This window comes from Candidatus Sulfotelmatobacter sp., assembly GCA_035504415.1.
Classification (GTDB): Bacteria; Vulcanimicrobiota; Vulcanimicrobiia; order Vulcanimicrobiales; family Vulcanimicrobiaceae; genus Vulcanimicrobium.
On the sequence record DATJRY010000011.1, the window covers coordinates 1 to 12,250 of the forward strand.

Here is a 12,250-nt window from a genome sequence, read left to right on the forward strand (position 1 = left end):
ACAGAATGACCTTTTTCGTTTCGTTTTTCAATGCGAACTGGCGGGCAGTCTCTTTCCCAAGCCCCGCATTTGCTCCGGTGATCAAGATACTTTCGATCATGTTTTGTCCTTAATTCGGTCGTTCATTGCGCGCGGAGTGGAGCAGCCCGACAGTCAGCTGCTGCCGGGAGGCGGACGAACGGCTGGCGGCTCGCTCCAGCGTCTGATTCATGCTGAGATGAGGGGATCGAACCGGAAGTCCCAGCAACGCTTGGGTCCCCTTGCCATTTCGAACCTTTCAGTACAATAATGGATTAGACGGGCCAGGACAAGGATTTTCAAACGAAATGATTCAAAAAGCGGCGCGGCCACGTGGACGGCCGCGCAGCTTCGACGAGAACGCCGCGCTGGCAAAAGCGATCCAGGTGTTCTGGCTCAAGGGCTATGACGGCGTGACGATTGACGATCTGGTCGCCGGCATGGGGGTCGGGCGCCCGAGCCTGTACGCCATTTTTGGGGACAAGCGCACGATCTTTTTGCGCGCCCTGCGGGCGTACGCGGATGGGAAGGGCGCGGGGACCGCAGAGGCACTCCTCGCGCCCCAGCCCCTGCGCGACTCGATCGCGAGCTTCTTGAGGTACGCCGTCACAACGGCGACCGAGGAAGGCAGCGCCTCGGGCTGTCTGCTCATGTGCGTCGCGCCGCTCGTGGATGACGCTGAGGTCCGGCAATTCATCCAGGAAGCTGCCGTCGGCGCGGTGGCCCTCGTCGAAGGTCGTTTCAACGACGGGATCCGCGCCGGGGAAATCCCATCGGACTTTCCGGTCACCGAACGCGCGATCCAGATCGTCGACCTTGCCCGCGGTCTGACGATGCGTGCGCAGATGGGCATGGCGCGTGAGACGCTCCTCAAGGACGCTGAGGCAGCGGCAGACGTGATGCTCCTACCGCCCAGCTCTTGAGTTGCGAGTAATCGTGGTCCACGGCGCTGCCGTCAACGGCGCAACGTGGATACCGCTCGAGCGGATCGTACCGGCCTCCGTCGAGGTGATCGCCGATGACCTACCCGGGCACGGCCAACGCCGCAATGAGCCGTTTGATTTCGCGTCCGCCGTCGCCGGCATCATTGCTGCTGCTGGCAGCGCAGGCGCGCGCCCGTCGATCTCGCGCGTCAGACGCGCGGGCGAGCTTCCAGCGTCGCCGTCACCTTGAGCGATCAGCCGCGTCTCGTAGTACGTTTGGAGGACCGCAGCGTCGAGGTCTCCTTCCCGGTCTCCCGGATCGACAGCTTCCGCCGGCGTGTCGCGCCGCGGCGCGCGCTCGCCGGCCGCACGGCGGCCCTGGTGAACGTCGTCGCCGCAGACGGGGGGAGCACGATCGAATGGCCGGACCTCGACGTGAGCTTCTCGGTTGCGGAAATGCTGCCGGAGTACCTCGGACTGAGCGCCGTCGTCAGGTCCACGGCCGCGCGGAAGGCCGCCAGCACGAGAACTCCTGCCCGGTCGCATGCGTCGCGCGAGAACGGCAAACTTGGCGGCCGTCCACGGAAGAAGGCGGCTTGACCGTTACGAGGTTCCGCGCCTCTTGAGTAGGTCCGGGGGCAGTCCGATCATGTGGTCGAGGCAGTGGTCCGGCCGATCCTTGCGCGGAGCGTTGTTACAGGATTCCGCGGTTCCTGAAGGACGCTCGGATCTTCGGGATCATGTGGTCGAGCGCGGCGTGCGTACGCTCGTGGTATGTCGGCAACGCGTCGGCGCACGCGCGCCGACAATCAGAAGTGCTCCGCTACAACCGAACACGATCCGTTTCAAAAAGCGTGTGAGGTGGCCGATTGGCTTCGGTCGAGGTGGCGACTAGGGGCGACTCACGGTGAAACTCTCGGGGGCGTCCGGTGGCCGGTTTTTTGTAAAGGATGCTGCCAACAAAAAAAGCCCGGCGCGCACGATTTTCGAACGCGGCGGATATGCCGGCATCACCTGGTGGAGCTCCTACGGTCCAGACTGGTCGGTACCGCTATTGGGGTTAGACGTGCGGCGCGGTGTCGTCGAAACGCACCATCTGCGCGACCGATGGTTTCCCCCGGCAATCGACGTAGAACATCATGTAAAACGCCGGCGGGATGTTCGCGCGTTGGGCGATCGGTGCCGTGAACCGGATTCGGTTGGCAGCGGTCACGTGGAACGGCAACGAGACGAACTGCTGGCCGGGCTGCCAACCGTGTGTCGCCGACGGGAGCTTGATCAGCACCAGCGACGCACCCGCGGACGAACACGCCGTCGGCAATCCGGTGAGGCTGACGTCGTACGTCACGCCGCTGCGCATGAGATAGAACGTCTTACCGCCGATCACGCTGCGATACGGATACGACGCGTCGACGGGTGCGAGCGCGTCGATGACCGCGCGGCGTCCGGGATCGATGAAGAGATAGGGCGGACTGAACGTCTCGGCGACCCAGTCCTCGGACGGCGTCGTCAGTTCTCCCGGCTGACCTTTCCCTTGCGGCCCGTCGGCGAAGAAGTATCGGTCGAGGTCGACCTCGCCGAGGTTCGGCAGCGGCTGCCCGGTGCGTGTCGGATCGGGCGTCGGTGGCGGCACGTCGTCGCGAAGCAACGCGCGGGTCGTGTTGCCGCCGGACACCAAAATGCGACCATCCGGCAAAAGGACCGCGTTGTTGTGATAGAGCCGCGGCTCGACGCCGTCGCTCATGCGCTCTTTTCGGTATCCGGTGAAGACCGTGCCCTGAAAGATCGGTGTGAGCAGAAGCGGGGCGTGCACCGGCCCGTAGAAATCGTAGTTGCCGCCGTTGATGATGAGGATCTGGCGCGTCGGCAGGACGATCGCGTAATGCATGGTGCGATCGTCGTTCTCGCTGGTGCCCAGAAAGTTCGGATCGAGCGTCCAGGAGCCGCCGCCCGGCTGCGCCGTGTTGAGATGCAGCGTTTCGATTTTGCGGCTGCCCCGGCCACCGGCGAAGTGCGTGACCGGCGGCAGCGACGGCGGGCTGACGCAGTTGCGTGCGAGTTCCGCCGACGAGACGGAGTTCGGCGGCAAGAACGTGCCGGCCGAGGTCGGCTGCCCGCCAATGATGGAGATCATGCCGCTGTTTGGATCGAAGAGCGAGGTTCCGTACGACGAGACCTCGTCGGGACGATCGGGACCGGGCGCGAACTGCACCGTCGGCTGATCGCGGGTTCCGCCGATCCGCGCCCAATACGTGCGCCGCGTGCGCCGCATGAACGCCGCGTCGCACGTGCGCGCACTCACCCAGTCGCCTTCGCGCGTGAGAAAGATGCGGCCGTCCGGCAGCAGATAGTTCTCGGGATAGAGCTTGAACTCGTCGTACCGATTGTCGCGCACGCACCGCGCATCGCACGCGACGCCGGGTGTCGGCCGGAAACCCGGATTGATCAGCGTCGCGTACGGGCTGTGCGGCAGCGATTTGACGTCGACGTTACGCCACGCCGCCTGCGGGTGCAGCGGATCGAAGCGCGCCGGATCGAAGAAGTCGACTGTCGAGTTCATCTCGAACGTGTACATCGGCGGGTAGCCTTCGTCGAAGCCGACGAAACCGCCGAAGATTGCCAGACGCCCGTCGAGCAGCGGGACGGCGCTCGCGTACCACCGTCCGCGCTGCATGAACCCGGCGAACGTCCACGGATCGTTTGCCGGTGCCGGAATCGTTCGCCAGTCGACCGACGGCCAATTGATGGTGAGCTCTTTCTTCCAGTCGAAGATGAACGTCGAGTTGTTGCCGGTTCGATACGGCGCGTAGTACTGCGTGCCGCCGATGAACAGCACGTTCCCGTCCCGCAACTGCTGGTGGCCGGTGCAGAACAGATCGTCGGGCGCGAAGTGGCCGGGATGGTGCGGATCCGGGACCGGGACCGGATGCGGGATGCGGTAGAACGTGTTCGCTTCCGGATCGTAGATCGCGACGTTGTTCACCATCCGGTAGTAGCTCGCGAGCTTCGCGTTTTGGAACGGGTCCTGCGCGCGGTCGAAGAGTCCGGTGCCCGCCTGCGGATTGCGATCGCGCGGGTACGCCTGCACGGGTGCGCGATTGCGCCAGCTGCTCCCGCTCGCGAAGAGCACTTTCCCGGACGGCAGCAGCACGGCATGCACCGTCTGCATCCCAAGTATCTTGCCGACGGCGGCTCCATCGGCGCGCGGGATGACGGTGTCCCACCTTCCGAACCGGCTCGGATCGGTGTTGCCGTACACGTCGGCCGCTGCCGGTGAGGTCGGTGCTGCGCGCGGTGCTTGGACGGTAGCGGCGGCGCCGAGCAGCACGACGGCGGCAAAAACGAAATACGTCACGCGATTGACGGTCATTGCAGCTCCCCCGGTAAGCGCATGCCCGAACGGTGGTCGGTTGACCGGACTATGCTCTAGGACGAGGCCCGAGCGCAACAAGCAAGCACTCGGTGCGTCTCGGCCCATCACCGGGGAGTCGGGGACTCGCAGTGGTGCGGTGAAAGAGAAAGCCGCTTGAAGTCTAAGCTGCCGAACGAGCCATCAGTCGTTGGGCTGCGGTCCGAAGCCTGAGATGCGCATTGAGCTGCGCGAAAGCGCACCGCGACATTTACTGGTGAGCGCGGCCTGCGTGCGCTTCCGGTACGTCGGCCACGCGTCGGCGCAGGCTTGCAGCAGCGCTTCCAGTTCCGCCTTCGCGGGGAATTCGTCGGAGAGCCGCAGCACGCGAGGACCGAACCCGGGCCCGCGCAGACGGCTTCCGGTGAGCAGTCGACTACCTCCATCCGGATCGCTGCTTCCCGGAGGCGGCGGACCCGCTGATCGCCGCGGCGTAGTCGGCTCTTCCCAAAAGGGCGTCGGAGAAATTCGGCGCCCTTTTCGTTTTCCGATTTATGGTGAAAGTCGTGCGCGCGTCCCTGGCGCGGGCTGAATTTGTGATTCATGGTGAAACTCTCGGAGACGTCGAGCACGCCCGTTTTCGTGCGGAGTCCGCCAACGAAAAAGCCCGCTACGGCGGGCTTTTTCGTTCAGCCGAGTCCTCGCGGACATTTCATCATGAACGCCGCGTTTCACCATGAATCGGCGAAAATGCCGATTCATGGGGACACAGCACTAGAACGGCGTTGACTCCCAATTTGGGACTTTCACCATGAATCGCCGTCGCCATGATCATTTCAGCATGATTCCGCGGATACGGCCGGACTTCATGTCGGCGACGTCGACGACGGCGGGAAAATCGTCCTCGGCCACGATCGGCTCGTCGGAGATATCGTCCTCCCAGGGCTTCGGCTTCGGCGCGGCCTTCGGTTTCTCAGGCGCCCGCGGTTTGTCCCACGCGCTGGAGTGGCAGCGGGCGCACATGCGGGGCTTCCTCTCTCCGCGCGCCGGCCAGACGTGGCCGCAGCGCGTGCACTCCCAGGCGGGAATCTGGACGCGAGGCATTGGGGGTTCTCCTCGCTCGGGCGTGAGCAAAACCCGGCGCGCCCGTCGTAGGCGGACGCGCCGGGTGGGGCGACCGTTGCGACGGTCGTGCGATTCGGCGGCGACGTCCTTTCGTACACGTCATCCGGTCATACGCGGGCCGGACAGGCTGTACGGTCAGAAAGGAACGGTGCCGGATGAAAAAGAGCGTCGAGGTCTACATCCTCGAAGCTCTCCTCTCGCTGGCCATCTCGATCACGGCCAACGTGGGTCTGCCCGATGGTTCTGGTGAACCGGTAAGAGGACGGGCTACGAGAAAGCTCATCCGCCTAGTTCTAGGGGTGTGAATCTCCCGGGTCGTTCTCTTCTTTTTGCCGTCGGGATATCGTCCGGTGACGCGCCCGCCGACGCCGGAGGCGGCGGGCGCGGCAGCGGCGCGAGCGGACCCGAAGCTCTGCCGTAATAGTGCTCAGAAATCGCTTAGCGGGCGAACTTCTGATGGGTCCCCCTTGCACTGGACCTGGTATTCTTGCCGCATCGAGGTGAAGGCGGCGGAGTAGTCCGTACTCATCCGGTTTAGCGACGCTCCGAACATCGCATCGAACGTGGCCGTTCCGCTAACACCGGGCTTCGTTTCAAAGGCGATGAGCCGATTCACCAGCCCTTCGGCGCCAGGAACAGGTGCCGTTCCCCACGAGCCATCTGGGCTTTCCAGTTTGGTATCCCCGACTTTCCTAATGAATATCGCGATGTCGGTCCAGAGGTCGTTCATGTGCAGTTCGACAGAAGGGACGGCTTCGAACGCGGTCGCGTTGATGCTCGGCTGGGCCAAAATTGCATCGATGATGTCCGGGCTGACCTTCGCGATCATGATCTGATTTGCGTCCTTGGTCGGTTTGGACTCTGCGACCTGATTGCGAAAGGCCGTCGTCTTCTCGCTGTACGCGGCGTAGAGGCTCGAATTCTTGTTCCAGTCATCGATAAGCCCGTTGCAGACCGCTGAGGACAGATGTGGCTTGCCGGAGCATGCCGCTAAGAGAACGGCAATGCTCAAGCCGACGAGCCCGGGCAACTGGCGAAGATGAGAGAATTGAACGCCGAGGATTCGGTCGCTAACGCCATCCGGATCTGTCACTGAAGATGCCCCCCATACACCACATCGTCTTCGTGAATGAGCTTCGCGCTGACGCCCGGGCCGGGATCGCACACCGTGACGTCGTCTGTGGCTAGCCAGAGGGTTGTCATGTACCGGTCCGCGTCTTGGATCAGAAACTTGCGGCCGTCGAGCAGTTTCACCACGGCGCCGTCATCGCTCACTGACTCAATGCTCTCCGACGTGCAGTCGGAGTAAGGGTCGGCCGCCGCCACGGTCTCGCCGGCCCCCGTCGTGTCGTGCACCGGGTTCGAGTGACTGGCAGCCGCGGTCCCCGAATCGCCGGCGCTAGCGCTCGGCCGATCCGGCACGAATCTGGGCGGAGCTGTCGGAACCGAAATCGTCGCAATGGACCACCCGAGATCTTTCGTCGGGATCCATGCGTACTTCGTGCCCTGAACCGTGAAGGTGACCTTCCCGCTGTTCGCGTCGTACTGGCTGCCCGTTGTGCTCATGTGCGGGAAGCCGGGCAGGTCGATAGAGTCGATCGTCTTGCCCTTGACCGAGATCGCGTCCAGCAGCCAAAGGCCCGAGCCGTGAGCGAACGTCCACGTGTCGTGCCGGGTGAAGTGGAACCTGGCGCCGCTGCCCGAGACCAATTGGTACGTGGTCGTCACGTCGGCGACGGGACCGCGGACGTCGTCGACGCGGCCCTGCATGGACTTCGCGCCGAATAGCTCCAGGATTCGCAGACCCATCTTGTCGTTGTGCGCGAACGCGGAGGAGAAGATCGGCGGCCCCTGCTTGTTCGTGCCGGGCTGTCCTCTCTCGATCACCCGCTGGACGGCCTGGGCGATTTCGGTGCGCGTGGGCATCAGCGTCGGCGTGGGGCTCGTCGTTGGCGTCACGGTCGCTGTGTCGGTGCTGGAGCCCACGAATTGCGTGAGGTCGTCATCTCCGGTCGTCGCGTTCAGGTCGAGAAGATTGGCGTATCCGTCCCGTCCTTTGAGCGGGCCGCTCAGCACCGTGACGGCGACGTAGGTCGTGGGCGAATCGGGGAATACCTGCCGCACGCGGACCCGGGTATGGTCCTGCATCGTGCCGATGGTGTTTTCTCTCTGGTCGACAAGTTCGGGCGTCGTATCCCGCTGATCATCGGAACCGTGCGAGATGTCCATGACGACGAGTTCGGTATCCGCCGGGATATACGGCGACAAGTCCTGGGCGCCGACGTACTGAAGTGCGGAGTTCTTCCCGCCGGTCGACACGGCGAGGATGTACTTCTGCTTCCCCTGCGCGTCGACGCGCTGTATCTCGAGGAGCGAGCCGGGCTTCGTCTTGCGGCAACCGGCGGTGGCATCGTCGTCGGACTCGTTGTACTGCTGAAAGGCGGCTTCGCTGTCGCACGCGATCACATCGTGGAGGGGATTCGGGTAGGCCCATCCGCCCGGTGCGAGGACGAGCCAGTTCGGTGGGTCCTGACCGAGATCACGGCTGTCTGCGGCGTAAAGCCACGTATGGTCGGTCGGCTCCGACGAGCCGCAACCGGTCAAGGGGATCAATCCGACCGCGACCATCGCGATCGGGCACACGATTCGTTTGTCGAGCATGCCCGCTCCGATGCGACGGTGAAACGCCCGGCCGTTAGGCGGTCGTCGCGCTCACGTATTTCGGCGCGGGCTGGCTCTGACGCCTACAGGATCCCGCGGTTCTTGAAGTACGCCCGAGTCTTCGGGATCATGTGGTCGAGCGCGGCCTGCGTGCGCTCGCGGTACGTCGGCCACGCGTCGGCGCACGCGCGCAGGAGAGCTTCCAGTTCCACCCTCGCCGGGAAGTCGTCGGAGAGCCGCAGCACGTGAGGACCGAATCCGGGCCCGCGCGGACGGCTTCCGGTGATCAGCCTCTCTTCTTCCAGCCGGCGCAGCGCCGTCTTCACCACGACGCGATCGTAGCCGGCGGCGACCTCGACGCACAGCGCTTCGTACGTCCAGCCGCGCGCGGCGATCGTCATCAGCAGCGCCATCGGGACCTCGTTGCCGAAGATCACGTGATGGTCGCCGCTCCACGGCCGGCGCGTCGGCGGCTCGGGAGGCGCGCCGGGCGCGAACGGCCGGAGCGGGTAGGTCTGCTCCAGCTTGAGCAACAACCTGCGCAGCGGCTCGTGCACCGGGTAGTCCGGATCGAGCGTCGCGTAGGTCGCCTCGCCGACGCGCCACGTGCGGACCTGCGAGCCCCGCCCGAACGGCGCGTTGCTCGCGTTCTCGTCGACGATGTGGTCGCTGCCCGTGATGCGCGCGAGGTCGTCGTACGAGAGGATGCCGTGCTTGGAGAGCGCCATGAACACGCGCAGCCGGATGTCCGTGCCGAACAGCCGCGGCGCGCCGTCGCCGGCGCGCATGAAGGCGGCGGGCGCCGGTGCCGCTCCCGTCGACGGCGGCGCGCTCTCCAGGACGTCGGCGACGCGCCGGACGAGCGCGACGTACGCGTCCGGAACGCCCGGAGCGAAGCGGTAGCGCCCGAGCGCGTCTTCCGCGAGCACGCCGACCTCGACCAGCCTGCGGATCGCCTTGCCCGCGCTGTCGCGCCCCATCAAGACGGCCTGGAACAGGTCTGCGCGCGAGACGGGACCGCCCGCTCTCGCGATCATGCTTACGAAACGTGAAGTCGAATTCCGAGCGCTGGCCGAGCGGCCGCATCCGGTCGATCTGCGGCGGCGGACCGTCCGCGGGCTCGGGCTCGACACCCGGCGTTCCCGTCAGCGCGGCCAGGGTCCGCGTAGCTCCCGATACGCCGGATGGTGCCGGTTGAGCGTGACGTGAAGGGGCGATCGCGGGTGGCGGGCGACCAGTCCGTAGCTGAAGATGCGATCCCGCACGCTCGGTACGTCGAGCACCGAGAACCCGCGCAGGTGCATCTCTTCGAGCCTGCGTTGGAGCGTGCCGAAGAGTTGCGGCTTGGCACGCATGGACGTGGACATGGGTGACGGCGCCCAGCGTTCCTTTGCTCGGGTATCGTTCGGGCCGCGAGCCGCGCTTTCGGATTGCCAACGGATCCGGACCTTCATTGGGCAACGGAGACGTGATGCTCAGGGACTACGCGGGGGCTTCGATATCGAAGTCCAACTCCTTCGGCTCATCCGACCGGCCGGGAAGGCGTTCGAAGTGCTCAACCTCCCAGGACACCTCGTCGGAACAGCGTTCCGGACGAGGCTCGATCTCTCGGCCGAGCCACGGGATGCGAAAGACCGGGTACGCGAGGGTCTCGCCCAGCGAGCGGTACTCAGTGATGTACTTGTTGCCGCGGATGTCGTACGCGCGGATCCGAATCATCTGGCACCAACTCGCGCTCGAAGGCAGTACGAAAAACTCAGGTACCTGAACCCCTTCGGATGGATCGATTTTCTGAACGAATACGCTGTGGAACTGACTGGCTGAGTCTCTCCCGGTGACCTGGACATACGACGCCAATGCTCCGGAGTTTGACAACTGCATGATGAAGCGGTCTCCGTTCGCGTTCAGTTTCATGCTCGCGGTGATGCGAGGCGCGAGAGACCTGTCGCGGTCGACGTCGGCTTTTTGAAGATAGCGCAACTGACCCTGACCAAGCCGGAGCGTCTCTTCGGTCTGCTTCGTCGCAGCGCGCGTCTCGGAAAGCTGGTCACTGGCGAGCTTCAGTTCGTCCTTCGCCGCCTGGAGAGTGTCCTCGGCCAACTTCGTCTGACTACGCGCCTGGTTGAACGCGTCCAGAGCGACGCGCATGGCGATGACGCCGACGATCGCGGCGACGATCGCGGCGATGGCCGCGACCACGGACCACGGATCGGTCGGCAGCGAGTCCACGACGACGTGAGGTGAAGGTGATTGCAGCATGGCTTCGGCCCTCATCGAGGGACGGGAGCCCGGCGTAGACCGGGCTCCCGTCATCGGACGCTAACGAACGGTCTTAGGCGTTCGCAGTCGTCTTCGTTGCTGCGAGGCTGGCTCGCAACGCTTCGAGTTCAGCCGCTTGGAGCGCGTTGATGCGGTCCTTGCGTGCTCCCGCGACCATCTCGTCGACCATGGGCCAGTAAGTCCGCGACTTGCCGAGCGCGTTGAGGACGTAGCCGAGGCCGTGCAACTGCGTTTGCGCGGTCTCGACGAGCTTGGCCGAGATGGAGTGCCAGACCTCAAGAATCTGGGCGAACGGTACTTCCCATTCGTAGTGCGTTTCGAGCTTCTCGGTGCCCGGGATCACCTTGCCGTCCAGCGTCGGCGGTCCGTCGCGCTCGATGACGAACTGGCGGAAGGCGCCGAACATCGCCCACGCCGCCTGGGGCAGTAGGATCTGGTCGACGACCTTGCCGGTGAACGGCAGGACATGCGGTTCACGCTTACGCGTCTTGCCCTTGCGGTCGACGATGGTCGTGCCTTCGACGATCTTCAACGCTCCGTACTTGCCGGAGTAGTGGGCCCCCGCCGTCGCGCGGATGGTCTCTGACAGGGTGAAGGCGTCTTGCAACAGCCCGGCGGCTTTGAGATAGGCGGTGGCGTCGTCGCCGTACTCCAGGATGTACTGCTTGCGGTAGGCGTAGGAGTTGATCGGGGGCCGCGGGTCGGGCATGACGCAGCGGAGCACCGCAAGCACGTAGGCCGAATCGAGGTCGCCTCGTTGCGGGCCGCTTTCTTCGTCAATGTAGGCGATGCCCGGGCCCCAGTCGATCTTCCCGTCGAGGCGCGTCCCCTTGAGGACGTACTTCAGCGGAGCGAACTTGCCCTCAAGGTTGACGATCGCCGCCTCCGGGACTTGGACCGAACTGTTGAGCGCGCGCGACACCTCGCTGACCGCCTCGGGGGGAAGCCCCACGTAGACCTGCATCAGCACGTAATTTTCCGGCATCCCGCTCGAATCGGTCTTGCCGAGGAACTTGCGCTGGATCTCCAAGATCGCGTCCTGCGTGTGACCGCCGTTCACGAGCCCGTCTCCCGGGAACTCCGGCAGAGACGGGGGCCGGAAGAACAGGCGCACCACGCCGTCCTTCACGCCGTCGTCGGTTACGTTCAGTTGCGCGTCGCGCAGCTTCAGGTAATCGTCCGTCTTGTAGAACTCGGTGCGCTGCGCGAAGATGTACTCGCCGCTGTTCTTGTACATGAAGATTCCGGGCGTAACGTCTTCCTCGACCGACTCCGTCGTGGGGGACCGGCCGTCGAGGAGCGAGACGCGGACGTCGCGGTAGACCGCCGCGTTCTTCTTCGCTTGCGGGTCGCGGGCGTTCGGCCAGTTCACGACCTCGCGCCACTCGCGGACGTCGACGGCCGCGAACAGGATGTAGCGTCCTTCGGCCTCGGTCGGATGGGTCTTCGTGTACGGGTCGGGCATCTTGCGATACCGGGCCACCGGAACGTCAAGAAAGCGCTGCGTATAAGACGGCGCTTCGAACTCATCGTAGTTGTTCATCGTGGTACCTATTCTGCCAGCCTATCCGGGCTCGGCGTTTTTCTGTGGGCGTCGGATCGCGCTCTATCCGGAGCGGCCGACACGCAAATAGTACCCCAGATCAGCCTGGCGTTCAAGACCTCCCGTCAGGTCGATCTCACAGGCTGCTCACCCTCGCGGTCGTGCGCGATCGCGAGCACCGCGACGCTGGAGGAACCGGCGGATCGTCAGCCAGCCGCCTCCGAAGACCGCATTCTGCGGCTTGAGTCCGTCGGATCTCGTCGGCGACCGCCTGACGACGCGCGCGCTCGGCCGGCGACAGCTTCGCGATCTCGCTCGGGATGAGCATCGTGACGTCGATCTTGCCCATGT

12 protein-coding genes are annotated in these 12,250 nt (G+C 64.7%); 2 read left to right on the forward strand and 10 right to left on the reverse strand.

Annotated elements, in window-relative coordinates:
- Positions 1 to 326: 326 nt before the first annotated feature.
- Positions 327 to 941, forward strand: a complete 615-nt coding sequence (locus VMD91_06380; GenBank protein ID HTW83671.1) for a TetR/AcrR family transcriptional regulator — start codon at positions 327 to 329, stop codon at positions 939 to 941.
- Positions 942 to 1,187: 246 nt separating this feature from the next.
- Positions 1,188 to 1,541, forward strand: a complete 354-nt coding sequence (locus tag VMD91_06385) for a hypothetical protein (GenBank protein ID HTW83672.1) — start codon at positions 1,188 to 1,190, stop codon at positions 1,539 to 1,541.
- A 460-nt stretch (positions 1,542 to 2,001) separates the two neighbouring features.
- Here the strand turns inward: VMD91_06385 and VMD91_06390 are convergent, their stop codons facing one another.
- The 10 genes from VMD91_06390 to VMD91_06435 form a co-directional block, all read right to left on the reverse strand.
- Complete coding sequence (locus VMD91_06390; protein HTW83673.1) at positions 2,002 to 4,311, reverse strand: galactose oxidase-like domain-containing protein; 2,310 nt, start codon at positions 4,309 to 4,311, stop codon at positions 2,002 to 2,004.
- 183 nt (positions 4,312 to 4,494) lie between these two features.
- Positions 4,495 to 4,677 (reverse strand): hypothetical protein, encoded by a 183-nt coding sequence (locus VMD91_06395; GenBank protein HTW83674.1) that lies wholly within the window; start codon positions 4,675 to 4,677, stop codon positions 4,495 to 4,497.
- 444 nt (positions 4,678 to 5,121) lie between these two features.
- Positions 5,122 to 5,394, reverse strand: coding sequence for a hypothetical protein (locus tag VMD91_06400; GenBank protein HTW83675.1), 273 nt, complete (start codon positions 5,392 to 5,394; stop codon positions 5,122 to 5,124).
- A gap of 448 nt (positions 5,395 to 5,842) precedes the next feature.
- On the reverse strand, positions 5,843 to 6,427 hold the full coding sequence (locus VMD91_06405; protein HTW83676.1) for a hypothetical protein: 585 nt from the start codon (positions 6,425 to 6,427) through the stop codon (positions 5,843 to 5,845).
- Between the two features lie 77 nt (positions 6,428 to 6,504).
- Positions 6,505 to 8,076, reverse strand: a complete 1,572-nt coding sequence (locus VMD91_06410) for a hypothetical protein (protein ID HTW83677.1) — start codon at positions 8,074 to 8,076, stop codon at positions 6,505 to 6,507.
- Between the two features lie 83 nt (positions 8,077 to 8,159).
- A complete protein-coding gene (locus tag VMD91_06415; protein HTW83678.1) occupies positions 8,160 to 9,113 on the reverse strand; it encodes a hypothetical protein in 954 nt (317 codons plus the stop codon).
- Between the two features lie 108 nt (positions 9,114 to 9,221).
- Entirely contained in the window at positions 9,222 to 9,443 is a 222-nt protein-coding gene (locus VMD91_06420; GenBank protein ID HTW83679.1) for a hypothetical protein, read from the reverse strand.
- Positions 9,444 to 9,558: 115 nt separating this feature from the next.
- On the reverse strand, positions 9,559 to 10,335 hold the full coding sequence (locus VMD91_06425) for a hypothetical protein (GenBank protein HTW83680.1): 777 nt from the start codon (positions 10,333 to 10,335) through the stop codon (positions 9,559 to 9,561).
- Positions 10,336 to 10,408: 73 nt separating this feature from the next.
- Positions 10,409 to 11,899, reverse strand: coding sequence for an AIPR family protein (locus VMD91_06430; GenBank protein HTW83681.1), 1,491 nt, complete (start codon positions 11,897 to 11,899; stop codon positions 10,409 to 10,411).
- Between the two features lie 136 nt (positions 11,900 to 12,035).
- Entirely contained in the window at positions 12,036 to 12,248 is a 213-nt protein-coding gene (locus tag VMD91_06435; GenBank protein HTW83682.1) for a hypothetical protein, read from the reverse strand.
- Positions 12,249 to 12,250 lie beyond the last annotated feature (2 nt).

Coding starts and splice junctions, on each gene's coding strand:
- VMD91_06410 (HTW83677.1), bottom strand. CDS start 8,076: ATGCTCGACAAACGAATCGTGTGCCCGATCGCGATGGTCGCGGTCGGA.
- VMD91_06380 (HTW83671.1), top strand. CDS start 327: ATGATTCAAAAAGCGGCGCGGCCACGTGGACGGCCGCGCAGCTTCGAC.
- VMD91_06390 (HTW83673.1), bottom strand. CDS start 4,311: ATGACCGTCAATCGCGTGACGTATTTCGTTTTTGCCGCCGTCGTGCTG.
- VMD91_06400 (HTW83675.1), bottom strand. CDS start 5,394: ATGCCTCGCGTCCAGATTCCCGCCTGGGAGTGCACGCGCTGCGGCCAC.
- VMD91_06415 (HTW83678.1), bottom strand. CDS start 9,113: ATGATCGCGAGAGCGGGCGGTCCCGTCTCGCGCGCAGACCTGTTCCAG.
- VMD91_06435 (HTW83682.1), bottom strand. CDS start 12,248: ATGGGCAAGATCGACGTCACGATGCTCATCCCGAGCGAGATCGCGAAG.
- VMD91_06425 (HTW83680.1), bottom strand. CDS start 10,335: ATGCTGCAATCACCTTCACCTCACGTCGTCGTGGACTCGCTGCCGACC.
- VMD91_06430 (HTW83681.1), bottom strand. CDS start 11,899: ATGAACAACTACGATGAGTTCGAAGCGCCGTCTTATACGCAGCGCTTT.
- VMD91_06420 (HTW83679.1), bottom strand. CDS start 9,443: ATGTCCACGTCCATGCGTGCCAAGCCGCAACTCTTCGGCACGCTCCAA.